Consider the following 24,494-nt stretch of genomic DNA (forward strand, 5'->3'; position numbering starts at 1 on the left):
GCGATTGCCGCTGCCGCACTGCGGTGTCCCGCCTATTCATCCTGCAAGGCTTCCGCCGTCATCCCAGTCGCGGAATCGCCTCTACAGGAGAGACCATGCTTTCACGATTTGCCTTCCTTCGGAACGGCGCGCTCGCTGCGGCCTTTGCCGTCCTGATGGCTCCCGGTGCTGCGTCCGCGCATGCGATGCTGCACTCCTCCGATCCAGGCGACGGCGCAACCCTCAACTCGTCTCCGCGCGCGCTGCACCTGATGTTCACCGAGGAGTGCCGCGTGACGTCGCTGCGCCTGCTCGACGAGGCCGGGAAGGAGCGGCAGATCCGCCGTGAGGGCGGGCGGGAGGCGGCGAGCCACGCGACCGCGACCGTTCCCTCGTCGCTCCCGCCGGGAGCCTACCGGATCGAATGGCGGGCCATGGGCGGCGACGGCCATGTCATGAGCGGCGCAGTGCGCTTTGCCGTGACATCTTCGCGGTGATCTTGGAGCTGCTCGGGCCGGAGCCGGACCTTTACCGGGCGCTCTCGGCGGCGTGGCGCATCGCCTTCTACGTCACCTGCTTCGGGGCCGCTGGGCTGGGCGTCTTTGCCATCGGCTTCAGCCGCCTACAGACGCCCCAGGACGCCGCTTCGTGCCGTCGCCTGACCCGGACCATGGTGGCACTGGGCTTGGCGTCCAGCCTACTCTGGCTGGCAACGCAGGTTGCCTTGGCGTCGGACGGGGATCCGTTCGACGCTGAGGTCTGGGACATGATGGTCACCTCCCGTCCGGGGATCTCCGTCCTGATCGCCTGGACGGGCTTGCTCGCGGTGGCGGTTGCTACCTGGATGGGGCAGCCGAGCCTCGTCGTCGGCGCCGCAGGTATCCTGACGATTGCAGCCAGCTTCACAGCCGTCGGCCATACGACGCAGCACCAGCCACGGTGGCTCCTCGCGGCAGCCCTGGTGACGCACCTCGTTGCGGTCTCCTTCTGGTCCGGCAGCCTCTGGCCGCTCGCTCTGGCCTCTAAGCGGGGCGGTCCGGAGGCGGCACGGCTGGTCGAGGGCTGGGCTAGGGCCGCCACTTGGCTCGTGGGTGGCCTGGTTCTCGCCGGGGCGCTGCTGGCGTGGCTTCTCGTGGGCAGCCTCGAGACCCTGCTAACCACGGCGTATGGCTGGGCTTTGATGACCAAGCTGGCGCTGGTGGGCGTCCTGCTCGGCTTCGCGGCATGGCACCGCTTCCGGCTGACGCCTGCCCTTGCGGCCGGCACTCCCGGAGCGGGAAGGCGTCTTGCTGTCTCCATCGGGTGGGAGATCGCGGTCATGGTCTTGGTGTTCTGGGCCGTGGCCGAGATGACGTCCACCAGCCCCCAGGGCGAGGGATAGCTTCCAGCGGTGCCGCGCCTATTCCCTCCCGGTCCAGGCCCTGGACGTGGTGAAGGCGCGGCACCGCGGAATCCGGCCCCACTCACTGGCAGCACGCTGCGTCGGGGAAGGTAAAGCGGCTACTATTGCTCTTCCGGGCGACGTGCCATCAGCGCCATGCGGGTATCCGCACCGGAGTTTGGTGGCAGCAAATTCAGACCCGGAGGGCGCGTCCGAGCTTGCGTCGGTTGGTAGGTCTGCCGACGTGATCGCTTACGCCAATTTCCATGTGCAGCCCCGGGGTTCCACTCCAGTACATGGCAGCGCCAGCCGTTGGCGGTTTACAGCGTTGTCCTATGTGAATCTGGCGGCGGCTTAAACGAAGTTCGCGCAGTTCCCTGTCCGCTCAGTCCACAGGTAGACACTACATCATTTTGTTGCACGGTGATCCGCTGTTCGACTGAGCCGTTCTCATTGGCCGGTCACTGCGGGGGCTTGGAACTGCCTACCCTGCCCGGCCGGTACATTCCTCATCGTGCAAGGAAAACGCTATGGCACATAATCCGCAGCACTTTGGGCTGAGCAGTGGCCGCGATTTCCAGAGAGCGTTCGGTGACTATGACTTGCGCATTGGACAGGCGCACTTCGACTTTTTCTCCGGGTCAGACGCCATGGACGTTCAGTTTGGCCGAGCCAACGCGGACATCCTCCTCGGCAATGCTCAGAACGATGACCTGCTCGGCGGTCGCGGAAGCGATGTCCTCGTCGGCGGTGCGGGTATGGATCATATAGATGGAGGCAAAGGCAACGACCTCCTGATTGGTGGCGACGCCGCCGACGGGCTTCGGGGAGCGGACGGGCGAGACTACCTCAGCGAAGGGGTGGGCCACGGCGACCTCGAGGGCGGCGCTGGAAACGACGTGCTCTCCGGTGGGCTGGGCGGCGATGCGTTCATCGTCGACCCTACCAGCGGCCACGACATTGTCGTCGACTTCCAGGCTGGGCCTGGCATCCTCGATCACATCGCGTTCCGCGAGATCACGCCGGAGGAGCTGACGTTCCAGGACACGGCTGCTGGTGTGAAGATTAGCTGGGCGGATGGAGAGGGCTCGGTGCTGCTGGCGGGTATCGAGAAGGCGGATCTCGCCCAGGACGATTTTATGTTTGCGGATGACCGCTATCTTCTCCAGCCCACCAGTGCCGACGCGGACCACGTATCCGCCGTCAGCTTCGCAAAGGATGAGGGCTTCAACGTTTTCGCGCCGGACATCACCGACAGCACGACGCCCGCCACCACCATCCACTTCGACGAGTTCAATGTGCAGATCGGCGCTGCGCAGGCGGACGCCCTTGCGGGCACGGACGCGCGCGACTTCTACTTCGGTCTCGGGGGAGATGACCGGCTGTCAGGGGCAGCCGAGGACGACAACCTCACCGGTGATGCCGGAAACGACACTCTGGACGGCGGCATGGGCCAGGACCACCTAGTAGGCGGCGCCGGGGACGATCAGCTCTTCGGAGGTGACCAGGCCGACAACCTCATGGGCGAGGACGGGAAGGACACCCTGTACGCCGGTGCCGGTCACGACATGCTCGAGGGCGGGGGCGGCGACGATGTCCTGAACGGCGGGGACGGTGCCGACGCCTTCATCGTGTCTCCCGACAGCGGCAACGACGTGGTCACAGGTGGCTTTGATGCAGGCCCCGGCGCTTTCGACCACATCGCCTTCCGTGACATCACGCCCGATGAGGTCACGGTGGCCGACACGACTGGTGGAGTGCTGGTCAGCTGGACCACGGATCAGGGAACCGGGTCTCTGTTGCTCGAAGGCCTTACGAAGAGCGAGATGGCTCAGGACGACTTCATGTTCAATGCAGATGCAGGTACAAGCGGAGCTTTTGTGAACGATCCCGCCATTACGGATGAGGGCTCGTTGTACCTCTTCCGGGACGGAACCACGACCACTGATGTGCAGCAGGACTACCTGTTGGCCTAGTTCGCTTAGCGGCCCTGCGCCGCAGTGCGTGGCGCAGGGCCCGCGACCGGGGCACCAGGGAAGCCCGCCGGATTCCGCACCCAATCACCTGGAGTTCTCTCCTCCAGGACGAGTCTGGCGTCCCTGCAAAGCGTGCTCCCGTTCCGGCCAAGTGCTCTTAATAAACGCCAGCACCGTGCGGATCTCGGCGTCGGTCAGAACGTCGCCGAAACTAGGCTTATCGTGCGTTGGTTCCCGGCCAGAGGGGCAGGTTGGCCCGAACTGGCTGGGTTTTCGGATGGGCGCCGCGGAACGGGGCGGGGCCGCGCCCTCCCCGGCTGTGCCCGACGCGCGTCCGGGCGGCGGGCATGATCCTCTGGCCGGCACACCTCCCGCTAGTCAGGGCTGACGGGGTCGTCATGTCTCCCGCCCGAGCGTCCACTGCACCCTCGTGGGCGGACATCGAAGCGGCCCGCTGGAGCTCGTCTGCTACGGCGTGGTCTGGCCGATAGCAGCATGGCCGCTCTCGAGATCTGGAAGCGGCGAAGCCGACATAACGCGCTGCCGAGATCCGGTGCTCAGACTCCGCGGCGGGGTCGATCTGCGCCGGGATCGCGAACTCGACGTGTGAGAGCCAGCAGCGCGACCAGGGACAGCGCGGTGAGGGTGCTGGACAGCATGAGCGCCGCGTGCGGTCCGAGCGCATCCAGCACCAGCGCGAAGAGGAGGGGCGCCCCGCCCTGGAGGAGGCGCGCCGGGGCCGCGAGCAGCCCCGTGCGCAGCCCGTAGCCAGCCGGGCCGAACAGGGCGAGTGGCAGGGTGCCGCGCGCGATGGTCAGCAGCCCGTTCCCGGCACCGTGCAGCAGTACGAAGGGGATGGCGACCACCGGCCCGAGGAAGGCCAGGAGCGCCGCGCCGACCGGATGCAGGCCCGCGGCAAGCTGCGCCGTGACGAGGGGCGACGCCTTTCTGAGAAGAGCGAACTCGGCCACCCGGGCCGCCACCTGGGCCGGGCCGACCAGGGACGCCGCGAAGATCGCCGCGGTCGGTGCCGCGCCCAGGGCCTCGATGATCCGCGGCAGGTGGGTAGCAATGGCGGTGGAGACGAAGGTCGTGGCGGCGAAGACGGCCGCCAGGATGACCATGGTCCAGGGCACCCCGCCCGGCGCCGCGTCGGCCGGGACCGCGGCCGCGGCCGGAGGCGGCGGCGGGACCTTGGCGACGAGGAAGCGGTTCAGCGGCAGGGCCACGACCAGGTGCAGCACGGCCCAGGCGAGGCAGGCACCCCGCCAGCCCAGGGCGTCGATCATGAAGGCACTGGCAGGCCATCCCACCGTGGAGGCGAAGCCCGCGAAGAGGGTGATGCCAGTGATCGCGTTGCGGGCCTCGCGCCCGTACAGGCCGGTCACCGTGGCGAAGGCCGCCTCGTAGAGGCCGAACCCCATGCCGACGCCGATCACCGCCCAGGCCAGGGCCAGGGTGACCGGCCCAAAGGCGAAGGACAGCAACGCCAGCCCGGCCGCGAAGACGAGGTTCGAGGCCGCGAGGACGTCGCGGCCGCCGTAGGTGTCGATGAGCCGCCCGGCCGTCGGACCGACGAGGCCGGAGAGCAGCAGGGCGCCGGAGAAGATCCCGAAGAACAGGGCTCGGGACAGGCCAAGGGCCTCGCACACCGGATCCGCGAAGACGGCCGGGAGGTAGTAGGTGGACGCCCAGGCCAGGGTCTGCGTGATGCCGAGAGTGGTGGTGACAACCCCCCGGCGCCGCACGAGATCCGCGGCCTTCATCCCCGCTCGTACCAGCCCTTCGTCCGCATCACGATGTGGACCACCGAGAGCATGACGGGCACCTCGACCAGCACGCCGACCACGGTCGCCAGCGCGGCCCCGCTCTCGAAGCCGAAGAGGGCAATGGCCGCCGCGACGGCCAGCTCGAAGAAGTTGGAGGCGCCGATGAGGGCGGAGGGACCGGCGACGCTGTGCGCCGAGCCGCACTGCCGGTTCAGCAGGTAGGCCAGCCCGGCGTTGAAGTAGACCTGGATCAGGATAGGAACCGCAAGCAGCAGGATCACCAGCGGCTGCGCGAGGATCTGCTCGCCCTGGAACCCGAACAGCAGCAGCAGCGTGGTCAGCAGGGCCACCAGCGACACCGGGTTGATCGCCTTCAGCATGCGCCCGAGGGCCGCCTCGCCGCCCGATGCCAGCAGCGACCGGCGCCAGAGCTGCGCCGCGACGAGGGGCAGGACGATGTAGAGCAGGACGGAGAGGAAGAGGGTGTCCCAGGGCACCGTGATGGCGGAGAGGCCGAGGAGCAGGCCGACCACCGGCGCGAAGGCCACCAGCATGATCGCGTCGTTCAGCGCAACCTGACTCAGGGTGAAGTTAGCATCCCCGTCCGTCAGGCGGGACCACACGAAGACCATGGCGGTGCAGGGCGCCGCAGCCAGCAGGATGAGGCCCGCGATGTAGCTGTCTCCCTGTCCTGCGGGCAGCCAGGGCCGGAACAGCCAGCCGATGAACAGCCAGCCCAGCAAGGCCATGGAGAAGGGCTTCACCAGCCAGTTGATGCCCAGCGTCACGGCGATGCCGCGCCAGTGCCGGGTGACCTGCCCCATGGCGGCGAAGTCCACCCGGAGCAGCATGGGCACGATCATCGCCCAGATCAGGACCGCGACGGGGATGTTGACCTGGGCCACCTCCATGCGGCCGAGCGCCCGGAACGGCCCGGGCAGCACGGCGCCGAGCGCGACGCCCGCCACGATGCAGAGGGCGACCCAGAGGGTGAGGTAGCGCTCGAAGGTGCCCAAGGCCGCCCGGCGGTGCTGGATGGCGGCCTCGCGGTCCACGGCCGCGCTCATGCCGTCAGGCCCTTGGCGACACGCTGACCGGCGGCATCGACCACTGGCTCGCCGTCCTCCTTCGTGAAGCCCCCAAGCTGCGGGTTCGGCAGGATATTGAGTACAGCCTCGGAGGGCCTGCACAGCTTCACCCCGAGGGGCGTCACCACGATCGGCCGGTTGATGAGGATGGGGTGGGCCATCATCGCGTCGAGCAGCTGGTCGTCGGTCAAGGAAAGGTCGCCGAGGCCCAGCTCCGCGTAGGGCGTGCCCTTCTCGCGCAGGACGTCGCGGACCGGCACGCCCATGCGCCGGATCAGGTCGGCCAGGACGTCCCGGGTCGGCGGGGTCTTCAGGTACTCGATCACTTCCGGCTCCTCGCCGGAGTTCCGGATCAGGGCCAGGACGTTGCGGGAGGTCCCGCAGGCCGGGTTGTGGAAGATCGTGATGGTCATGCCGCAGGCTCCGGGGAGGGGCAGGCACAGGCCGAGAGGGCGGCGACCGCGGGGGTGCAGACCTCCGGGTGGCCCTGGCAGCAGTCCCGCATCAAGAAGGCGATGAGGCCGGATAGGGCGTCGTAGACGGCCGAGTACCGGATGGACCGGCCGTCCCGGCGCGACTGCACCAGCCCGGCCGCCTCGAGGTGGGTGAGGTGGAAGGACAGGCGCGAGGAGGTGGCGCCCATCGCCTCGCCGATGGCGCCCGCCGCCATGCCGTCCGGCCCCGCCGTCACCAGCAGACGCACGATCCGGAGGCGGGTCTCCTGCGCGAGGGCGCCGAGGGCATCGAGTGCTTGCGTTTCGTCCATGACCCCTTAATGTCTCAAGACACGTTGAGGTGAAAGAGGGAAGATGAACGCGCCTGCTCTGCCCCTGACCATCGGCTTCGTGGGTGACGCCTCGCTGGGCGCGGTGCTCGACGCCCTCCGGCCCCACGCGGCGCGACGGCTGGTCATCAGCTACGACGGGCGCCAGACCGAGCCCGGCTACCACGTGACCGAGGTGAAGGCGGGCTCCTTCGTCACCCTGGACTGCGGTGGGAACCCGGATGCCTGGCAGGAGACGATCCTGCAGGTGGAGGACCTGCCCGCCTCGGCCGAGAAGCCGGAGCACATGGAGGTCGGCAAGTTCCTCGCCATCCTCGAAAAGGTGGCGTCCCGGGTCAGCCTGCAGCCGGGCAGCCGCCTGACCTTCGAAGTCGGGCCGCCCGGCCGTCCCATGCAGATCTTCGACGTCGAGGCGATCCGGATCGAGGCGACCAGCGCCGTGATCGAGCTCGGGCCCCGGGCCGCCATCTGCAAGCCGCGGCACCGGGCGGAGCAGGAAGCGGCCCAGGCCGCCTCGCCCTGCTGCAAGCCGTCGAGCGGTTGTTGCTGAAACCAGTGCCACACGCCGGGAACATCGGCTGCGACTTCCGCTTTTGGGAGGTCGTGCGCGACCCGCTGATGGCCGGGTCGGGCGCGAAGCCGCCGATCTGGCCTCCCCTGAACATGTGCCGCGCGCCGGTCCTCGCGCCACTTCTCCTCCTGCGCCACGCCGGCCTGCACCAGCACGAGCCGTACCGGCGGCCCCGGCGGCTCCGGGCCGGAGAGGCGCCACGCGCCGAAGGCGGCGAGGGCCAGGGCCGCGGCCCCGCCCGCGAGCCAGGCCCGGCGGCGGTCGGGGAGGACCGGGAGGCCCGCGAGCAGGAGCGTCAGCAGGGAGAGGCCGTGCACGCCGACCACGGCCGCGCCCTGCACTGGTAGCGCCGCGAAGGCCCAGACGCCGCCCAGGGGATTCCACGGGAAGCCGGTGAACAGCACGCTGCGCAGCATCTCAGCGAAGGTCCAGGCCCCGGCGAAGCCCGCCAGGCGGCACCAGCCCGGAGGCAGGAACCAGGCGGCGAGCGCGGGTGGCACCGCGTAGAGAGCCATCACGGCGGCGAGCGCCGGCGCGGCGAGCGGCACGAGCCACCACCAGCGCGCCGGGTCTGTGAGCAGCGCCTCCGTAACCCAGTACAGGCCCCCGAGGCTGTGGCCGAAGCCCCAGGCCAGGCCGAGCCTGCCCGCCCGTCGCCACGACGTCGCGGCGCCGAGCAGCGCGAGCAGCCCCGGTACGGCGAGCAGCAGCACCAGCACCGCATGAAGCGGGGGCAGGGCGAGGGCCGAGAGCAGCCCGAGGGCGAGCGCCGCGGCGAGAGCCCGACGCGGCGGCAGTCCGGCAAGCCAGGTGAAGAGGCGGGCGACCGCGTCCGGTGGCGCGAACCCTTCCCCTCGGCCCGGCGCGGTCCCTCTCCGCCCCCCCGCGGCCTCGGGCTCGTCGCCCGTGCCGCCTCGAGAGGGCGAGGTGGAGGCGACGGCGCTCGGGATCGGGCGGCCCGCGCGCGTCCGGAGGGCGCCGCCGCTCATCCGATCCTCGCGAGCCATGGGAAGGCCACTAGCATCCAGTCCGCGAGCGCGGTGATCTCGCCGGTGGCGATGAGCACCCACATCAGCAGGCCGGAGGCGAACTGCGCGACCCTGACGGTGCCGCAGGAGCTCATCTGGTCAAGGTTGCTGTGGCGTCCATCCAGGCTTTCAGGCCGACCTTGAAAGCGTCCCGGCCCTTGTCCGTCAGGGTGTAGACCTTTCGCTTGCGGCCGGAGACGACCTCGGCTTCGGGGGGGCACGCGGCCGTTGGCTACCAGTTGAAACCTGTGTCGGCCCCGGAGTGCAGTGAAACATGGCGGAAGCGGACCACCTGGGCTTTGTGGTTCATCCGACACTGCGCGAAGATGCCCGAACAGCCGCGGGCACGGGCCAAGAGGCTGACGTTGATATCCGCGACAGCTATCCGGGCTCCGGGCTTGAACCGGGAGGTCTCTGCGAGAAGGACCCCGTTCTCATAGATCGAGGTCTGACCATCCCACGCGAGGTCGGTCGTCGATTCACCCTCGCCAGACGCCGTGTACAGATAGGCCGCCGTGCATCGCGCCGACTGAGCTTGGCACAGCATTCGCCGGGTGTCGGCTTTCCCGACTGTGATGTTGCTAGCCGACAGGTTCACCAGAACAGTCGCACCAGCCAGCGCCGCGATGGCGCTCGGCTGTATCGGCACCCACATATCCTCGCAAATCTCAGCGTGGAACACGAGCCCTGGGCGGTCCTCGGCCACGAAGATGAGGTCGGGACCGAATGGCACGTGCTGCTCACCCAGGCGGATCATGCTGCCTTCCGTACCTTGCCCGGACGCGAAGTAACGGCGTTCGTAGAACTCGCGGTAGTTTGGCAGGTGAACCTTCGGGACCACCCCGGCCACCCGCCCGCCATGGACCACCACTGCTGTGTTGTAGACGCGCCCCGCGTGGCGCAGGGGTGCTCCCACCACCATGACGGGCTGGATATGGACGGAAGCCTCCACAATACGCCTCAGGGCGGCCTCCGCAGCGTCCAGCACAACATCCTGAAGGAAGAGGTCGTCAATGGAGTAACCGGTCAACGCCAGCTCCGGGAAGGCGACCAGGGACACCAATCGTGCGTCGCAGGCACGCGCGGTCGTCAGCAGGGTGTCCGCATTCACCTCCGGGTCGGCAATGCGAACAGGAGTCGTGCAGGCGGCGACCCTTACCTGGGCGTCCGGTCCGGATGGCCCGGTGCTCTGCCCCGGAGGCAGCTCTGGCTGAACGTTCTCAGTCATTGGTTGCCTCACGCAGATCCGTCCTGGCATCGCGGACGATCGACCATGCCGATTGCAGGAAAAGCCCGGCGATGACGACGGCCACGGCGAGATCCGGCCATGCAGTTCCGGTCCACCAGACGAGACCCGCCGCGACCACCACGGCGAGGTTGCCGATGGCGTCATTGCGGCTGAATAGCCAGACAGCCCGGACATTGGCGTCACCCTCCCGGTGCGGGATGAGCACCGCCGCGGAGGCGACGTTGACCACCAGCGCGACGGTGCCGAAGAGGCCCATCAGTTCGGCCTCGGGCTGGTTCAGCACCAGCACCCGGTAGCCAGTGGTGGCGAGCACGCCCAAGCCGAGCGCCGCGAGGAACAGTCCCTGGATGAGGGCGGACCGGGCGCGCCAAGCGAGGCTCCAGCCGATGGCCAGCAGGCCGAGGAAGCTGATCAGGCCGTCGCCAAGGAAGTCGAGAGCGTCCGCCTTCAACGCCTGGCTGCCGGAGACGAAGCCGCCAACCATCTCCACGAGGCCGTAGCCGACGTTGAGTCCCACGACGATCCAGAGCGCCCGGCGGTAGGCGGGCGTGATGTGGCCAAGGTCCCGGGGCAGATCGTCGTCGTCGCTCATCCTATGCGTCCGAGCCCCGGGAAGAGCTCAAGCATCAGGATGGCGAAGTCGGTCAGGTGGCCCGTGATCATGGCCGCCCCCATCACTACCATGACGCCACCCGCTACGATCTGAAGAACACGGCCGAGGCGCCGCAGCCCGCGGAACGGGCCGCGCAGGAAGGCGTCCGCGAAGGCGGCGACCAGCAGGAAGGGCACGCCCAGCCCAGCTGCGTAGGTGGCCAGGAGCACGATGCCGAGGTGGCTGATCTCGCTGGTGGCGGTCAGCGCCAGGATGGCGCCGAGCACCGGCCCGATGCAGGGCGTCCAGCCAAAGGCGAAGGCCAGCCCGAGCACATAGGCGGAGAGCGGCGTGCCGCCGCTGAGGGTCGGCATGAAGCGGAGGTCGCGTTGCAGCGGCATCAGCCGCAGGACGCCCGCGGTCATGAGGCCGAACAGGATGACCACCACGCCGCCCACGATCCCGGCCTCGTAGCGGTAGCGCAGCAGGGCTTGGCTCAGCGCCGAGGCGCCCGCGCCCATCGCCACGAAGACGGTCGCGAAGCCCAGAACGAAGCAGAGGCCGAGGCCGACCGTGGCGAGGCGACCGGGCGCCGCGCGTTCGGCGGCGACCGAGCGACCGGCGACGTAGGAGACGTAGCCGGGCATCAGCGGCAGCACGCAGGGCGAGAGGAACGAGACCATCCCGGCCAGGAAGGCTGTCAGGAGGCCGGACATCTGGAGGAGCGGGTTCACGGCGGTCCCGCCCTCAGGGTCGCGCCGCGGAGGTCGGCGCGCCCGCCGGGTCGCGCCTCCCGCCGACGAGGAGCAGGAGCGCGACGCCGACGAAGATCGCGGTGTCGGCGAGGTTGAAGGCGGGCCAGTGGTACCCAGCCACGTGGAAGTCCAGGAAGTCCGTCACGGCACCGTGCCGCAGCCGGTCGACGACGTTGCCCAGGGCGCCTCCGACGATGAACCCGACCGAGGCCGCCATCCCCGGCCGCCGGTCGCGCGTCGTCCAGACGACGAGGCCCACGACGACGGCGAGCGCGAGGGAGGACAGGAGCCAGGGCGTCGCGGGGTGGTCCGCCGACAGCAGACCGAAGCTGACGCCCCGGTTCCATCCCAGCACCAGGTTGAAGAACGGGGTGATGGGGATGACGCGGGGCGGATCCATGAGATAGGCCAGTACCCACCACTTCGTCGCTTGGTCCAGCGCGAAGGCCAGCGCGGCCGTCGCCGCGCCCCCGGTCCAGGCGAGGCGCGCCCTGGGCAGGCCCTCAGCCATGCGCCACGCCCTTAAAGCGGTATCCGAGCAGACGCAGGGCGTTGAGGGTTACCAGCACCGTCGCGCCGGTGTCGGCCAGCACGGCGGGCCAGAGGCCGGTGATGCCGACCACCGTCGTTACCAGGAAGATCGCCTTCAGGCCGAGGGCGATGGCCACGTTCTGGTGGATATTGGAGAGCGTCGCGCGCGACAGCCCGACCAGGGCGGCCACGTCCACGACACGGCTGTTCAGCAGCGCCGCGTCGGCCGTCTCCAGGGCCACATCGGTCCCGCCGCCCATGGCGATGCCGACTGAGGCGGCCGCGAGCGCGGGCGCGTCGTTGATGCCGTCGCCGACCATGGCAACGGGTGCTTTTTCCTTAAGGGCGCCGATCTCCCGCAGCTTGTCCTCCGGCAGCAGCCCCGCTTTCACCTTGAGGCCGAGCGCCCCGGCGATGGCCTGACCCGTGCGGATGTTGTCGCCGGTCAGCATGACGGCCTCGACCCCGAGGGCGCCGAGCGCCCGGATGCCCGCGGCCGCGTCCGGCCGGGGCTCGTCGCGCACCGCGATCAGGCCGGTGTGGGCACCGTCCACGGAGACGACGACTACCGTCTTTCCTTGGCTCTCCCACTCGGCGACCGTCCGCGCCGCGTCGGCCGGGAGCGGCGCCTGCCCGGCGGCATGAGAGGGCGAGCCGACGGCCACGCGCTTGCCGGTCACGACCGCCTCAACGGCCTTGCCCGGGATGGCCCGCGAATCCTTGGCGGGGCGCAGTGGGATGCCATCGGCGTCCGCCCGCTCCAGGATGGCGCGGCCGAGCGGGTGGCTGGAGCCGTTCTCCACCGCGGCGGCGAGGCCGAGCATGGTACGCTCCGGGCCGGAGAGGGCGAGGAGGTCGGTCACGCGCGGGCGCCCTTCGGTCAGGGTGCCGGTCTTGTCGAAGGCGACGGCGCGGATCCGGCCGATGGTCTCCAGGGCGCCGCCGCCCTTCACCAGCAGACCCCGCCGGGTGCCGACGGCGAGGCCGGAGGCGATGGCCGCAGGCGTCGAGAGGACGAGGGCGCAGGGGCAGGCGACCAGCAGCAGCGCCAGGCCGCGGTAGATCCAGGTGTCCCAGTCTGCGCCGACGACAAGCGGCGGCGCGGCGGCGACCAGGGCCGCCACAGCAACCGCGATCGGCGTGTAGACGGCCGAGAACCGCTCGATGAAGCGGGCGGTCGGCGCCTTGGCATCCTGTGCCTCCTCCACCAGGCGGATAATGCGGGCGATGGTGTTGTCCGAGGCAGGCCGGGTCACGCGGACCTGCAGCGCGCCGGAGGCGTTGATGCTGCCCGCGAAGACGGAGGCGCCCTCGGCCTTGGGGACAGGGACGGACTCGCCGGTCACCGAGCTCTCGTCCACCTCGGACTCGCCCTCGGCTACCTCGCCGTCGGCCGAGACGCGGTCTCCCGGGCGGATCAGGACGAGGTCGCCGACCTTGAGGCTGGCAGCGGGCACCTCCCGCGCCGTGCCATTCTCGATGCGCAGCGCGGTTCTCGGCACCAGGGCGCCGAGCGCCTCGATGCCCGCGCGGGCACGCCCGGCCGCGACGTTCTCGAGCAGCTCGCCAATGGTGAAGAGGAACACCACCACGGCCGCCTCGGAGGTCGCGCCGATGGCGATGGCGCCGACGGTCGCGATCGACATCAGCATCTCGATGCTGAAGGGCGACCCGGCGCGTGCCGCGGCGATTGCCTTGCGGCCGAAGTAGACAAGGCCGAGCAGGGCGGCGGGCAGGTAGACCCAGTGGTCCAGGGCCGGGACAGCGAGCGAGACGGCAAACCCGGCCACCATGAGGGCGCCGATCGCTGCGGCGAGCCGCGCCTTTTTCCCCTTCCACCATGGCTGGCGTGGGCGAACAAGCGCCAGGTCGGCGGCGGCGCCAGGCTCGCCCGCGACCACCCGCGGCGCCTCGACGGGGGCGACGCCGTAGCCGAGCTTACGGATCTGCTCCTCGACGGCCGAGCGCGGCGTGGCCGCCTCGTCCAGCCGGAAGGCCAGAACCTGGCTGTGGTAGTTGACCCGGATGTCTTCGGCCCCGCCGAAGCGGCCAACCGCCGTTTCGATTTTCGAGGCGCAGGACGGGCAGTCCATGCCCTCCACGTGGTATCGCAGGGCCGACCTGGACCCAGGGGCCAGTTGAGCCGTTCCGCCGTCAGCCATCGCCGCCACCCAGTCCTTGCCAGTCACGCCAGAGGCGCGACGCCGTAGCCGAGCTTGCGGATCATATCCTCGACGGCCGAGCGCGGCGTGGTCGCCTCATCCAGCCGAAACTCCAGGGTCTCGGTCTTGTAGTTGACCTGGATGTCCTCGGTGCCGCCAAGGTGCTCCACCGCGTCCTCGATCTTCAAAGCGCAGCTGGAGCAATCCATGCCGTCGACCCGGTAGCGCAGGTCCACCCGCGTCCCGGGCGCCGTAGTTTCGCTGTTGGCCATCGTTTGCCTTCCCTTCCAGGAATGTGCCCGCCGGTTGGCGCGCGGACAGAAGGCTCCCTACATGGACCCTGTAGCCACTACAGGGTCAAGGGAATGGTTGTGGAAAAGCCCCTGAACATCGGCGCCCTTGCTAGGGTGACCGGAACGAAGGTGGAGACCATTCGCTGGTACGAGCGGGTCGGCCTGCTCCCGGTGCCCGCCCGCAGCGCGGGGAACTATCGAACCTACGGCGAGCCGCACCTCGGCCGCCTGAGCTTCATTCGGCGCGCCCGGGACCTTGGCTTCTCGCTGGAACAGATCCGCGCCCTGCTTGACTTGGCCGAGGACCGCGAGCGCTCCTGCGACGCGGTGGACGTCATCGCCCGCGAGCACCTGGACGAGGTGGACCGGAAGATCGCCGACCTGCAGGCGCTGCAGCGGGAACTGGCCTCCCTCATCGGGCAGTGCCGTCACGGCAACGTGGCGGAGTGCCGCATCATCGAGGCGCTTGCCCCGCCGAAGTAGACGTGTTGGATGCGCGTTGTTCTCGATGAATGATCAGGCGGGCCAACAGATCGCTCCGGGCAGGCTGAAGGCCAGCAGCGTCGAGGCATCCCTTCCCGGCGCAGACATGCTGACGTCCCTCATGCCGAGGGCTTCCAGGCGAGGAGGCGCAGGGCATTCAGCGTCACCAGCACCGTGGCGCCGGTGTCCGCGATGATGGCGGGCCACAGCCCGGTCACGCCCATCAGAGTCGTCACGAGGAAGACCGCCTTGAGCCCGACGGCGATGGCGACGTTCGCTTTCACGTTGGCCATGGTGGACCGCGACAGGCTGACGAGTTCGGAGACGCCGGTCACGCGATCCTTCAGGACCGCTGCATCCGCTGTTTCCAGGGCCACGTCAGTGCCGCCGCCCATGGCGACGCCCACCGAGGCTGCCGCCAGCGCCGGGGCGTCGTTGATGCCGTCACCCACCATGGCCACGGAGCCGGACGACCGGAGGGCTCCAATCTCGCGGAGCTTGTCGTCCGGCAGCAGCTCGGCCTTCACGTCCAGGCCCAGCCCCTTGGCGATGGCCGCCCCGGTCCGGGCGTTGTCGCCCGTCAGCATCACGGAGCGGATGCCGATCCGCGAAAGGGCGGCGATGCCCTCGGCCGCGTCGCCCCGAGGCTCGTCACGGAGCGCCAGGACGCCCGCGACGGTGCCGTCCGCCAGGATCACGACGGCCGTCTTGCCCTCGTTCTCCAAGCGGGTGACCGCCTCGGCCAGTCCGCCGAGTTGGGCGCCCGCCTCCGCGGCGTGGCGCGGGCTGCCGACGCTGACCTTGCGGCCGTCGACCGTGGCGGTGACCCCCTTCCCGGGCACAGCAGCCTGGTCGGAAACGGGCGGCGTCGCGACGCCCCGCGCTTCCGCCGCGGCCACGACGGCCTTGGCCAGGGGGTGCGAGGACCCCTGCTCGACCCCGGCCGCCAAGGTCAGCAGGTCGGACTCGGAGGTTCCCTGCGCGGGCAGGATGTCCGTCACCTTGGGATGACCCTCGGTCAGCGTGCCGGTCTTGTCGAAGGCCACGGTCTTCGCCGCGCCGATCTCCTCCAGGGCGGCACCTCCCTTGATAAGCAGGCCGCGCCGGGCACCGGCGGACAGGCCGGAGGCCATGGCGGCTGGCACCGAGATGACCAGGGCGCAGGGGCAGGCGATCAGGAGGACGGCCAGCCCGCGGTAGACGCTGGTCCACCAGTCCCAGCCCAGCAGGAAGGGCGGGACGAGGATGACCAATGCTGAGACGAGCATCGCGCCCGGCGTCCACCAGGTGGAGAAGCGCTCGATGAAGCGCTGCGTCGGTGCACGGGAGGCGGTGGCCTCCTCCACCATGCGGATGATGCGGGCGATGGTGTTGTCGGTAGCGGCTCGGGTCACGCGCACCCGCAGGGCGCCGTCGGCGTTGATGGAGCCCGCCACGACCGCCTCGCCGGGGCCGCGGGACACGGGGATGCTCTCCCCGGTGACGGGGCTCTCGTCGAGCGCGGACCGGCCTTCCTCAATGGTGCCATCGCAGGGCACGCGGTCGCCGGGGCGGACCAGGACGAGGTCGCCGACGGAGAGCTGGTCGGAAGGCACCTCCTCGGTGGAGCCGTCCGCCCGCAGGCGCCGCGCCGTCCGAGGCATGAGGTTGGCCAGGGCCTTGATGCCCGCCCGCGCCCGCCCGGCCGCCACATTCTCCAGCAGCTCACCCAGAGCGAACAGCAGGACGACCACGGCAGCCTCCTCGGCTGCCCCAATGACGGCGGCGCCCGCCGCAGCGGTCACCATCAGGGTCTCGATGGAGAAGGGTGTCCCGGCCCGGGCCAGGGCGAAGGCGCGGCGGCCGAACGGAACCAGGGCCACGAGGGTCGCGGCCAGGAAGAGCGGGTAAGTCAGCCGGGCGGGAAGAACCAGCGACAGGGCATAGGCGCCGAGGACCAAGGCGCCGAGCAGCCAGACCAGGCGTGCCTTGCCCGTGGCGTACCAGGGCTTCGTGGCATCGGCCGGATTCTCGTGGTCGGCATGTGAATGGCCGAAGGTATCGCCGTGGCCATGTTCGCCGTGATCGTGGTCCGCTTGGTCATGCCCGGCATGGTCACGCTCCTCCGCGGCATGGGCGTGACCGTCAGCAGGAGCCACGACATCGTTCGCCGGGAGCGGCCGAGCCGTGTAGCCGAGACCTGCCAGCGACTGCTCGATGGTGGTGGCGTCGGACGCGCCTGGCTCCAGCCGGACCGTCAGACGCTCCGCGATGAGGTTCACCGAGACGTCCTTGACGCCTGGAAGGCGGGTGACCGCCTTCTCCACCTTCGCCACGCAGGAGGCGCAGTCCATGCCCTCCACGCGCCAGGACACGGACTGCCCCTGGCTGCCGTTCCGTGTGCCGTCCATCTAGCGACCTCCTGCTGACGGCTTCTGAGATGGGACCTCCAGTGGCTGGAGGTTCAAGAGAGAATTTGCGGGCCGCCCTGGGGAAACGCCCGCCAGGGTCACCCGTCAGTGGCGGTGCCCTGCTTCCGCGGCGCCCCAGTTGTCCGTCGTGGTGCCCCCGTGGGCGCCCGCCAGCTCGGCCTGGACTGTCGCGTGGGTGATCCCGAACCTCGCGGCCAGCATGGCGCCCAGCGCATCCTCCAGGCGGTCCTCCCGGGCCAGGGAGGGCTCGACCACCACGTGGGCCGACAGGGCCACCTTGCCGCTGGTCAGGGACCAGACGTGCAGATCGTGGATGTCTCGCACCCCCGGCGTGTCCCGCATCGCGGTCTCGACGGCATCCAGATCGATGCCGCGAGGCACGCTCTCCAGCAGCACGTCGATGGCCTCGGACAGGAGGGTCCAGGTGCGTGGAAGGACCCATAGGGCGATGCCGATGCCGAGCACCGGATCCACCCAGGTCCAGCCGGTCGCCCAGATGACCGCCGCGCCGACGATGACAGCGATCGAACCCAGGAAGTCGCTCCAGACCTCCAAGTAGGCGCCCTTCACGTTGAGGCTGCTCTCGCTGCCGCCCGCGAGCAGGCGCATGGAGATCCAGTTCACCAGCAGGCCGAAGGCGGCGACGGCCAGCATGCCGACGGTGCCGACCTCGGCGGGCTCGCGGAAGCGCTGGTAGGCCTCGTAGAGGATGTAGATGGCCACCAGGAACAGCAGCGAGGCGTTGAATGCGGCTGCCAGGATCTCGAAGCGGTGGTAGCCCCAGGTCCGGCGCCTGTCCGCCGGGCGGCGGCCGATGCGGATGGCGACGAGCGCCACGGCCAGGGCTAGCGCGTCGGTCAGCATGTGGGCGGCGTCGGACAGGAGCGCGAGGCTGTTGAAGACGTAGGCGCCCGCCACCTCGGCGAGCAGAAAGGCGCCCGTCAGGGCGAGTGCCTTCGTGAGTGCCGCGGAGTTGGCGTTGCCCGCCCCGTGGTCGTGACCTTGTCCCATCGGACCTCCGCGTGCATTCGGCCGCCGATCCTGTTGAGCGGCGTGGTGCCAGGCGCCTCGCCAACGTTCGGCAAGGCGCCCGGGCCAGGGAGACCTCAGAACCGCGCCTGTCCGCTGCGCCCGGCCGGGTTCTTGATCTGCAGGGTGACGGAAGTCCCGCGGGCAACGGGGGTCGCCGCCGTGCCGGTCATCGTGTTCTCCGCCCCCGGGGCGAGCTGGACCACCTGACGGGACTGGCCAGAGCCGACCAGGGCCGAAGCCGTGTACCCGGCCGAGGGAACCGGCTTTCCGGCCTCGTCGTAGAGATGGACCGTCAGGGTCCGTTCGGCGGTCAGCAGCTCGGCGTGGACACCCACCACGTCCTGCATCTTCCCGCCGTGCGGGCCCTGATCGCCGTGGCTGTGGCCCTGCTGGGCCATGGCGCCGGTGGAGAGGGCGGCGACCGCGATGGCGGCGAGGATGGTCCTGCGCATGTCTGGATCCTTCTGGAAGGTTGGTCAGTTTCCGGGAGCCGCCCGGGAGGACGGCTCCCGGCACGCTCACTCGGCCGGGGCGTGCCCGGCCCCGACGGGGACGGACTCCTCGGCCGCAGGGACCTGCACCCGCCCGAACCGCACGTAGAGGGCGGGCAGCACGAGCAGGGTGAGCAGGGTCGCAGTGATGAGGCCGCCGATGACGACGGTCGCCAGCGGCTTCTGCACCTCCGCCCCGGGGCCGGTCGCGATCGCCATGGGTACGAAACCCAGGGACGCGACGAGCGCCGTCATGGCCACGGGCCGGAGCCGGGTCATGGCGCCCTGGAACACGGCGTCCCGCAGGGACAAGTGGCCGCAGAGGATGAGGTCTTTGATGGAGGTCGCCATCACCAGTCCGTTCAGTACCGCCACGCCGGAGAGCGCGATGAAGCCGACCGCGGCGGGCACGGAGAACGGCATGCCCCGCAACCACAGCGCCAGCAGCCCGCCGGACAGGGCGAGAGGCACGCCGCTGAACACGACCAGCGCGTCCCGCACCGACCCGAGCGCCGCGTAGAGCAGCACCAGGATCAGCAGGAAGCAGGCCGGGACTACCACCATGAGCCGCTCGCGCGCCTTGGCCAGGTTCTCGAACTGCCCGCCCCAGGTGATGGCGTAGCCGGGCGGCAGCTGCACCTGCTCCGCGACCTTGGCCTGGGCCTCGGCGACGATGGAGCCGATATCGCGGCCCCGCGCATTTGCCTGGACGACGACCCGGCGCCGCCCCTGCTCCCGGCTGATCTGGTTCGGCCCCTCCACCACGCGAAGCGTCGCGACCTGCTGGAGCGGCACCGATGCCGCAGGACGCCCAGCCATGGGGGGCAGCGGCACGGGCAGGCTCCGCAGCGTCTCAAAGTTCCCCCGGAGGTTCTCGGGCAGGCGCACCACGATGGCGAAGCGCCGGTCGCCCTCGTAGACCATCCCGGCCTCCCGCCCGCCGATCGCCGTCGCCACCACGGCCTGCACGTCGGCGACGCTCAGGCCGCGGCGGGCCACCTCGGCCCGGTTCACCGTGATCTCGAGGAAGGGCAGGCCCGTGGCCTGCTCTACCTTCACGTCCTCGGCGCCCTCGATGCCGTTCAGGATGCTTGAGATCTGCCCGGCCACCTGGAGCATCGGGCCGTACTCGTCGCCGAAGACCTTCACGGCGAGGTCGCCGCGCACGCCCGCCAGCAGCTCGTTGAAGCGCATCTGGATGGGCTGGCTGAACTCCAGCGCGTTGCCGGGGATACCGGCCACGGCCTGCTCGATGCGCTGGACCAGCTCCGCCTTCGGGAGGGACGGGTTGGGCCACTGGTCGCGCGGCTTGAGGATGATGAAGGTATCCGAGGCGTTCGGCGGCATCGGGTCGGTGGCGACCTCCGCTGTGCCGGTCTTGGAATAGATGACCTGCACCTCCGGCAGGCGGGAGATCCGCCGTTCCAGCACGGACTGCATGGCCTGGGACTGCTGCAGGGAGGTGCTGGGGATGCGGAGCGCCTGCATGGCGAGGTTGCCCTCGTCCAGGGTCGGGATGAACTCCTGGCCCAGGCGTGAGAACAGGGTGAGCGACCCCAGGAAGAGCATCGCGCCGATCGCGATGACGGGGATGGGCGCCCGCAGCGCGCGGCCGAGGACGGGGGCGTAGGCCCGCTTCAGGCCCCGGACGATCGCGACGTCCTTCTCCTGCACCCGACCCGTGATCCAGATGGCGATGAGAGCCGGGACGAGGGTGAGGGAGAGGATGAAGGCGAAGACCAGGGCGATGATGACCGTCATCGCCATGGGGATGAACATCTTGCCCTCGACCCCCGTGAAGGTCAGGAGCGGGGCGTAGACGAGGATGATGATGGCCTGACCGTAGAGGGAGGGCCGGATCATCTCCTTGGCGCTGTCCGCCACGGTCTGAAGGCGCTCCGCGACGGTCAGCAGGCGCCCCTTCTCGTGCTGGCGCTCCGAGAGGTGCCGCAGGCTGTTCTCGGTGATGATGACGGCGCCGTCGACGATCAGGCCGAAGTCGAGCGCGCCGAGGCTCATCAGGTTGGCCGAGATGCCGCCGCGGACCATGCCGAAGGCGGTGAGCAGCATGGTCACGGGGATGACCAAGGCGGTGATGATGGCCGCGCGGATGTTCCCGAGCATCAGGAACAGGATGACGATGACCAGCAGCGCGCCCTCGCCGAGGTTCTTGGCGACGGTGTGGATGGTGGCGTCCACCAGGATGCCTCGGTCGAGGACGGCGACTGCCTCGATGCCCCGCGGCAGGGTCCGCCGGAGATCGTCCACCTTGGCGTGCACGGCCTCAGCAACGACCCGGGAATTCTCGCCGAGGAGCATGAGGGCGGTGCCGACCACCATCTCCTGCCCGTTGCCGCTGGCGCTCCCCGTCCGCGGCGCCTGGCCGATGGAGACGCGGCCGACGTCGCGGAGCAGGATGGGCACGCCCTCCCGGGTGGCGACAACGACCTGCTCCAGCTCGGCGACGTTCGTGACCCGGCCGCCGGAGCGAACCACGAGCCCCTCGCCGCCACGCTCCACGTAGCCCGCGCCGGTCGAGACGTTGTTCCGCTCGATGGCCGTCGAGAGGTCCGAGAAGCTCAGGCCCAGGGCGATGAGGCGGGCCGGGTCGGGCTGGACCACGTACTGCTTAGTGTAGCCGCCGATGGCGTCCACGCCCGCGACGCCCGGCACGTTCCGGATCTGTGGCCGGATGATCCAGTCCTGGACCGTGCGGAGGTAGGTCGCGCGGTCCGCCTCCGTGGCCAGGCGCTCGCGCTCCGGGGTCAGGTAGCTGCCGTCCGCCTGCCAGCCGGGCTGGCCATCCGGCACGACATCGCCCTGGCGGCGCGGCGCGAAGTTCACCGTCCACATGGTGACTTCGCCGAGGCCGGTGGACACCGGCCCCAGGCGCGGCTCCACCCCCTCGGGCATCGCCTCTCGGGCCTCGATCAGCCGCTCCAGCACCTGCTGGCGGGCGAAGTAGATGTCGGTGCTCTCGGTGAAGACCGCGGTGACCTGGCTGAAGCCGTTGCGGGAGATCGAGCGCGTGCTCTCCAGCCCGGGGATGCCCGCGAGCGCCGTCTCGATCGGGAAGGTGACCTGCTTCTCAATCTCGTAGGGCGAGAGCGAGGGCGCCAGGGTGTTGATCTGGGCTTGGTTGTTGGTGATGTCGGGCGTCGCGTCGATGGGCAGGCGCGCGAGCGACCAGGCGCCCACAAGGGCCGCGATGACGGCCAGCAGCAGCACCGTCCAGCGGTTGCGGACGGAGAAGTCGAGGATGGGTCCGATCATGTCCGGGCGGGCCTCAGTGCGCGTGCCCGGCTTCGGACTTGCTCAGCTCGGCCCGGAGCACGAAGGCATTGCCCACCGCGATCTCCGTCCCGGCATCCAGCCCGAAGATGACCTCGTAGCCCTGCGCGTCCTCGCGCCCGGTCTCGACCTCGCGCAGCTCGAAGCCCTCATCGTTCCGCACGAAGACGACCTTCTTGCCCTCGACCTCCTGCACCGCGTCGCGCGGCACCAGGACATCGACGGCCTGCTCGGCGGTAGCGAGATGGGCGGTGGCGAAGCCGCCCGCCCGCCAGTTGCCTTCCGGGTTCGGGATCTCGGCGACGGCCCGCGCGGAGCGCGTCTCGGGATCCAGGACCGGGCTGAGGAAGATGATCTTGCCCTCGGTCCTGGCATCGCCCTCGCCGGTGATCATCACGGTTTGTCCCTGGCGAGCCATGGGTAGGTCACGGGGAGGGATGGTCAGCTCGACCCAGAGAACGGACAGGTCGGCGACCGAGAACACCTCGGCGTCGGCAGCCACCGAGGCTCCCAGCACGGCGTTGCGGGCGGTCACCCGGCCAGCGAGTGGCGCCCGCAGCTCGAGCCTCCGTAGCGTCGTGGCGGGCTGACGGGCCAGCGCACCGATCTCAGCGTCGGTCAGGCCCAGCGCGGCCAGCCGGGCGCGGCCCAGGTCGACCTTGATGCGGGCCTCCTCGGCCGCAGTGCGGGCCTGCAGGAACTCCTGCTCGGCCGAGATGCGCTGGCGCCAGAGGCGGGTCTCACGGGCCAGGGTGGTCTCGGCCAGGGCAGCGGACCGGGTGGCGGCGAGGAACTCGCCCTTCGCGTCGGCCACTTCCCGGCTTTCCAGCACGGCCAGCACGTCGCCCCGGGCGACCTCCTCGCCCAGGGTCTTGCGGACCTCGGCGACGATGCCGCCGAGGCGCGCAGTCACCCGGGCCTGCCGATCCTGGCTGGCGGCCAGCACGCCGGGGACGGCGGCGCGGCTGACCAGCGTGCCGCCCCCGACCGGGGCGACCCGGATTCCTGCGGCCTCGATTCCCTCGGCGGTCATGGCGATGTGGCCCTCCTCGCCGTGGCCTTCTCCCTCGGCGTGGCCGTGGCCGTCTCCCTTCGGGGCAGCGGCAGAGGCGGCGGCACGGGCGGTCCCGGCGGGGGTGGACTGCATCCCGAGGAGGCTGCGCGCGGTGTCGGGGATGGACGGGTAGACGACAGCCAGGGCCAGGCCGCCGATCGCGGCGCCCGCCATGAGGGTCATGCGGAGCATCAACGGGCACTCCCGTTCGGGGCGTTCACGGGCTGGGGGGAGACGGCGGGGAGATCGCCGCGGAGGCGCTGCACCTGCGCGCGGAGGGCATGGAAGGCCTGGATCGCTTCCACCAGCTGGGCACGGGTGTCGGAGAGCGCCCGCTGGGCGTCGAGCACCTCCAGGAAGCTGAAGCGGCCCTCGCCGTAGCCGAGGGTGGCGAAGCGGGCGGCCTGCTCGGCGGAGGGCAGCGCGGTCCGGCGAAGGGTCTCCACGGACCGCCACGTCAGGGCGAGGCGCTGCTCGGCGGCGACGAGGGTGGCGACCAACACGCTGCGCCCGCGCTCAGCCTCCGCCTCGGCGCGGGTCAGCTCGGCCTGGGCACGGGCGATGCCGCCCTGGTTGCGGTCGTAGAAGGGGAGCGGGATGGAGGCACCCGCCACGAAAGCCGTCTCGTTGCTGTCGCCGAAGCGGCGCACGTCTCCGGAGATGGTCACGTCAGGCACGGCGGTCGCGCGCTGGAGGGTCAGGTTCGCCCGCTGCTGGGCGATGGCCGCCTCCAGCCGGGCCAACTCGGGGCTGCCCGAGAGACGAGCCAGCGGGTCCGCCGGGGCCGGGCGGCCGGGATTGGGACCAATGTCGTCGAACCAGGGCTGCCGGGGGGCGAGCTCGACCCGCGGCACGCCGATGAAGACCGCAAGGTCGGCGAGGGCGATGTCCACCTCGCGCTGAGCGCGCTCGGCGGCGATGTCGGCCGTGGCCCGGACCACCTCAGCCCGCTCGGCCTGGAGCAGCGGATCCCGGCCCGCCTCGACCCGGGCGCGGGCGGCCCTGAGGGTTTCGGCAGCCAAGCGTGCCCGCTCGCGCTCGACGCCGACCAGCCGCCGGGCGGCCTCGGCGGTGGCCAGGGCGGTCACCACCTCGCGGGCGATCTCCAGCCGGGCGCCGGCGAAGTCGAGCACCGCGACCTCTCCGCTCCGGGCGGCGAGATCGATCCGGGCGGAGCGCTTGCCGCCCAGCTCGATGCGCTGGGCGAGGCCAACCGTGCTCTCCAGGGCGCGGAAGCCGCGGTTCTCGTTCCGGCCGCCGAAGCCGCCAAAGTTCTCGAAGCTGCCCCTCAGTTCCGGGTTGGGCCGGAGCCGCGCCTGGAGGGCGTCCGCCTGGACGGCCTGCCGGGCCGCCCCGGCGCCGCGGAGGGCCGGGGAAACGGTGAGCGCGGCCTCGACGGCCTGCTGGGGCGAGGTGACGGTGAGGGACGCCACGGGCGGACGGGCGTCCTGCGCGAGGGCCAGGGCCGGGACGACGGCGAGGACCGCCGCGAGCCGGGAAACGCTGAATGACATGAAGGCACCTGGGAAGACGGACCACGAACGGGCCGGGCAGCGCCGCCCTCAGGGGTGGGC

General features: G+C 70.4%; 22 protein-coding genes and 1 pseudogene. 5 read left to right on the forward strand and 18 right to left on the reverse strand.

All coding sequences use genetic code 11. The features are described 5' to 3' along the window. The first annotated feature begins 95 nt into the window (after nt 1–95). From LPC08_RS25750 to LPC08_RS25760, 3 genes are all read left to right on the forward strand, one after another. Nucleotides 96–476 carry a copper resistance CopC family protein gene (locus LPC08_RS25750; RefSeq protein WP_075822439.1) on the forward strand — a complete coding sequence of 127 codons (381 nt, stop codon included), beginning with the start codon at nt 96–98 and terminating at the stop codon, nt 474–476. After that, the gene (locus LPC08_RS25755; RefSeq protein WP_230453422.1) at nt 473–1,360 is read left to right on the forward strand and encodes a CopD family protein; all 888 of its coding nucleotides are present in this window, start codon (nt 473–475) and stop codon (nt 1,358–1,360) included. Before LPC08_RS25750 ends, LPC08_RS25755 begins: the two co-directional genes overlap by 4 nt. A gap of 530 nt (nt 1,361–1,890) precedes the next feature. Continuing rightward, a complete protein-coding gene (locus tag LPC08_RS25760) occupies nt 1,891–3,336 on the forward strand; it encodes a calcium-binding protein (protein WP_230453423.1) in 1,446 nt (481 codons plus the stop codon). A gap of 557 nt (nt 3,337–3,893) precedes the next feature. On the opposite strand, the gene LPC08_RS25770 is transcribed toward LPC08_RS25760, so the two are convergent. Genes LPC08_RS25770 through LPC08_RS25785 form a run of 4 tightly spaced genes read right to left on the reverse strand, consistent with a single transcriptional unit; the run spans nt 3,894 to nt 6,959 of the window. Continuing rightward, nucleotides 3,894–5,102: an MFS transporter gene (locus LPC08_RS25770; protein WP_230453424.1), complete on the reverse strand. Its 1,209-nt coding sequence runs from the start codon at nt 5,100–5,102 to the stop codon at nt 3,894–3,896. Then, nucleotides 5,099–6,121 carry an ACR3 family arsenite efflux transporter gene (gene arsB / locus LPC08_RS25775; protein ID WP_230453437.1) on the reverse strand — a complete coding sequence of 341 codons (1,023 nt, stop codon included), beginning with the start codon at nt 6,119–6,121 and terminating at the stop codon, nt 5,099–5,101. Before arsB ends, LPC08_RS25770 begins: the two co-directional genes overlap by 4 nt. A gap of 47 nt (nt 6,122–6,168) precedes the next feature. Next, nucleotides 6,169–6,606: an arsenate reductase (glutaredoxin) gene (arsC, locus tag LPC08_RS25780; RefSeq protein WP_230453425.1), complete on the reverse strand. Its 438-nt coding sequence runs from the start codon at nt 6,604–6,606 to the stop codon at nt 6,169–6,171. Further along, entirely contained in the window at nt 6,603–6,959 is a 357-nt protein-coding gene (locus LPC08_RS25785; RefSeq protein ID WP_099781010.1) for an ArsR/SmtB family transcription factor, read from the reverse strand. The genes arsC and LPC08_RS25785 overlap by 4 nt, the downstream gene beginning before the upstream one ends. A gap of 43 nt (nt 6,960–7,002) precedes the next feature. Between LPC08_RS25785 and LPC08_RS25790 the strand changes: the two genes are divergently transcribed. Beyond that, nucleotides 7,003–7,527 (forward strand): DUF6428 family protein, encoded by a 525-nt coding sequence (locus LPC08_RS25790; protein WP_099781011.1) that lies wholly within the window; start codon nt 7,003–7,005, stop codon nt 7,525–7,527. 308 nt (nt 7,528–7,835) lie between these two features. Here LPC08_RS25790 and LPC08_RS25795 read toward each other — a convergent pair. From LPC08_RS25795 to LPC08_RS25835, 8 genes and pseudogenes are all read right to left on the reverse strand, one after another. Next, nucleotides 7,836–8,555, reverse strand: a pseudogene (locus LPC08_RS25795) (hypothetical protein); the annotation flags it as partial. Further along, nucleotides 8,534–8,671 (reverse strand): hypothetical protein, encoded by a 138-nt coding sequence (locus LPC08_RS25800; RefSeq protein WP_193009548.1) that lies wholly within the window; start codon nt 8,669–8,671, stop codon nt 8,534–8,536. The pseudogene LPC08_RS25795 and the gene LPC08_RS25800, both read right to left, overlap by 22 nt. Nucleotides 8,672–8,808: 137 nt before the next feature. Next, nucleotides 8,809–9,804: a nitrilase-related carbon-nitrogen hydrolase gene (locus LPC08_RS25810; protein ID WP_248668980.1), complete on the reverse strand. Its 996-nt coding sequence runs from the start codon at nt 9,802–9,804 to the stop codon at nt 8,809–8,811. Further along, nucleotides 9,797–10,417 carry a cation diffusion facilitator family transporter gene (locus LPC08_RS25815; protein WP_230453426.1) on the reverse strand — a complete coding sequence of 207 codons (621 nt, stop codon included), beginning with the start codon at nt 10,415–10,417 and terminating at the stop codon, nt 9,797–9,799. The genes LPC08_RS25810 and LPC08_RS25815 overlap by 8 nt, the downstream gene beginning before the upstream one ends. Further along, the gene (locus tag LPC08_RS25820; RefSeq protein WP_230453438.1) at nt 10,414–11,133 is read right to left on the reverse strand and encodes a cytochrome c biogenesis CcdA family protein; all 720 of its coding nucleotides are present in this window, start codon (nt 11,131–11,133) and stop codon (nt 10,414–10,416) included. The genes LPC08_RS25815 and LPC08_RS25820 overlap by 4 nt, the downstream gene beginning before the upstream one ends. A 31-nt stretch (nt 11,134–11,164) precedes the next feature. After that, the gene (gene lspA, locus LPC08_RS25825) at nt 11,165–11,683 is read right to left on the reverse strand and encodes a signal peptidase II (RefSeq protein WP_230453427.1); all 519 of its coding nucleotides are present in this window, start codon (nt 11,681–11,683) and stop codon (nt 11,165–11,167) included. Next, complete coding sequence (locus LPC08_RS25830; protein ID WP_255702376.1) at nt 11,676–13,865, reverse strand: heavy metal translocating P-type ATPase; 2,190 nt, start codon at nt 13,863–13,865, stop codon at nt 11,676–11,678. Before LPC08_RS25830 ends, lspA begins: the two co-directional genes overlap by 8 nt. Nucleotides 13,866–13,888: 23 nt before the next feature. Continuing rightward, on the reverse strand, nt 13,889–14,137 hold the full coding sequence (locus LPC08_RS25835; RefSeq protein ID WP_083755472.1) for a heavy-metal-associated domain-containing protein: 249 nt from the start codon (nt 14,135–14,137) through the stop codon (nt 13,889–13,891). Between the two features lie 93 nt (nt 14,138–14,230). On the opposite strand from LPC08_RS25835, the gene LPC08_RS25840 reads away from it, so the two are divergent. Then, on the forward strand, nt 14,231–14,641 hold the full coding sequence (locus LPC08_RS25840) for a MerR family transcriptional regulator (protein WP_073140505.1): 411 nt from the start codon (nt 14,231–14,233) through the stop codon (nt 14,639–14,641). A 119-nt stretch (nt 14,642–14,760) separates the two neighbouring features. On the opposite strand, the gene LPC08_RS25845 is transcribed toward LPC08_RS25840, so the two are convergent. From LPC08_RS25845 to LPC08_RS25870, 6 genes are all read right to left on the reverse strand, one after another. After that, nucleotides 14,761–17,031 (reverse strand): heavy metal translocating P-type ATPase, encoded by a 2,271-nt coding sequence (locus LPC08_RS25845; RefSeq protein WP_230453429.1) that lies wholly within the window; start codon nt 17,029–17,031, stop codon nt 14,761–14,763. Nucleotides 17,032–17,136: 105 nt separating this feature from the next. Then, a complete protein-coding gene (locus LPC08_RS25850) occupies nt 17,137–18,063 on the reverse strand; it encodes a cation diffusion facilitator family transporter (protein WP_230453430.1) in 927 nt (308 codons plus the stop codon). A 95-nt stretch (nt 18,064–18,158) separates the two neighbouring features. Continuing rightward, complete coding sequence (locus tag LPC08_RS25855; protein ID WP_230453431.1) at nt 18,159–18,536, reverse strand: hypothetical protein; 378 nt, start codon at nt 18,534–18,536, stop codon at nt 18,159–18,161. Nucleotides 18,537–18,602: 66 nt separating this feature from the next. Continuing rightward, nucleotides 18,603–21,848, reverse strand: a complete 3,246-nt coding sequence (locus tag LPC08_RS25860; RefSeq protein WP_230453432.1) for an efflux RND transporter permease subunit — start codon at nt 21,846–21,848, stop codon at nt 18,603–18,605. 13 nt (nt 21,849–21,861) lie between these two features. Then, the gene (locus LPC08_RS25865) at nt 21,862–23,112 is read right to left on the reverse strand and encodes an efflux RND transporter periplasmic adaptor subunit (protein WP_230453433.1); all 1,251 of its coding nucleotides are present in this window, start codon (nt 23,110–23,112) and stop codon (nt 21,862–21,864) included. Continuing rightward, nucleotides 23,112–24,434 carry a TolC family protein gene (locus LPC08_RS25870; protein ID WP_230453434.1) on the reverse strand — a complete coding sequence of 441 codons (1,323 nt, stop codon included), beginning with the start codon at nt 24,432–24,434 and terminating at the stop codon, nt 23,112–23,114. Before LPC08_RS25870 ends, LPC08_RS25865 begins: the two co-directional genes overlap by 1 nt. Between the last annotated feature and the right edge of the window lie 60 nt (nt 24,435–24,494).

The sequence above is a fragment of the Roseomonas sp. OT10 genome (assembly GCF_020991085.1).
GTDB classification, from domain to species: domain Bacteria; phylum Pseudomonadota; class Alphaproteobacteria; order Acetobacterales; family Acetobacteraceae; genus Roseomonas; species Roseomonas cutis.

Excerpts from the sequence above, each read along its gene's own strand:
- LPC08_RS25750 (WP_075822439.1), top strand. The coding sequence starts at position 96 with ATGCTTTCACGATTTGCCTTCCTTCGGAACGGCGCGCTCGCTGCGGCC.
- LPC08_RS25760 (WP_230453423.1), top strand. The coding sequence starts at position 1,891 with ATGGCACATAATCCGCAGCACTTTGGGCTGAGCAGTGGCCGCGATTTC.
- LPC08_RS25770 (WP_230453424.1), bottom strand. The coding sequence starts at position 5,102 with ATGAAGGCCGCGGATCTCGTGCGGCGCCGGGGGGTTGTCACCACCACT.
- arsC (WP_230453425.1), bottom strand. The coding sequence starts at position 6,606 with ATGACCATCACGATCTTCCACAACCCGGCCTGCGGGACCTCCCGCAAC.
- LPC08_RS25785 (WP_099781010.1), bottom strand. The coding sequence starts at position 6,959 with ATGGACGAAACGCAAGCACTCGATGCCCTCGGCGCCCTCGCGCAGGAG.
- LPC08_RS25790 (WP_099781011.1), top strand. The coding sequence starts at position 7,003 with ATGAACGCGCCTGCTCTGCCCCTGACCATCGGCTTCGTGGGTGACGCC.
- LPC08_RS25800 (WP_193009548.1), bottom strand. The coding sequence starts at position 8,671 with ATGAGCTCCTGCGGCACCGTCAGGGTCGCGCAGTTCGCCTCCGGCCTG.
- LPC08_RS25810 (WP_248668980.1), bottom strand. The coding sequence starts at position 9,804 with ATGACTGAGAACGTTCAGCCAGAGCTGCCTCCGGGGCAGAGCACCGGG.
- LPC08_RS25815 (WP_230453426.1), bottom strand. The coding sequence starts at position 10,417 with ATGAGCGACGACGACGATCTGCCCCGGGACCTTGGCCACATCACGCCC.
- LPC08_RS25820 (WP_230453438.1), bottom strand. The coding sequence starts at position 11,133 with ATGTCCGGCCTCCTGACAGCCTTCCTGGCCGGGATGGTCTCGTTCCTC.
- lspA (WP_230453427.1), bottom strand. The coding sequence starts at position 11,683 with ATGGCTGAGGGCCTGCCCAGGGCGCGCCTCGCCTGGACCGGGGGCGCG.
- LPC08_RS25830 (WP_255702376.1), bottom strand. The coding sequence starts at position 13,865 with ATGGCTGACGGCGGAACGGCTCAACTGGCCCCTGGGTCCAGGTCGGCC.
- LPC08_RS25835 (WP_083755472.1), bottom strand. The coding sequence starts at position 14,137 with ATGGCCAACAGCGAAACTACGGCGCCCGGGACGCGGGTGGACCTGCGC.
- LPC08_RS25840 (WP_073140505.1), top strand. The coding sequence starts at position 14,231 with ATGGTTGTGGAAAAGCCCCTGAACATCGGCGCCCTTGCTAGGGTGACC.
- LPC08_RS25845 (WP_230453429.1), bottom strand. The coding sequence starts at position 17,031 with ATGGACGGCACACGGAACGGCAGCCAGGGGCAGTCCGTGTCCTGGCGC.
- LPC08_RS25850 (WP_230453430.1), bottom strand. The coding sequence starts at position 18,063 with ATGGGACAAGGTCACGACCACGGGGCGGGCAACGCCAACTCCGCGGCA.
- LPC08_RS25855 (WP_230453431.1), bottom strand. The coding sequence starts at position 18,536 with ATGCGCAGGACCATCCTCGCCGCCATCGCGGTCGCCGCCCTCTCCACC.
- LPC08_RS25860 (WP_230453432.1), bottom strand. The coding sequence starts at position 21,848 with ATGATCGGACCCATCCTCGACTTCTCCGTCCGCAACCGCTGGACGGTG.
- LPC08_RS25865 (WP_230453433.1), bottom strand. The coding sequence starts at position 23,112 with ATGCTCCGCATGACCCTCATGGCGGGCGCCGCGATCGGCGGCCTGGCC.
- LPC08_RS25870 (WP_230453434.1), bottom strand. The coding sequence starts at position 24,434 with ATGTCATTCAGCGTTTCCCGGCTCGCGGCGGTCCTCGCCGTCGTCCCG.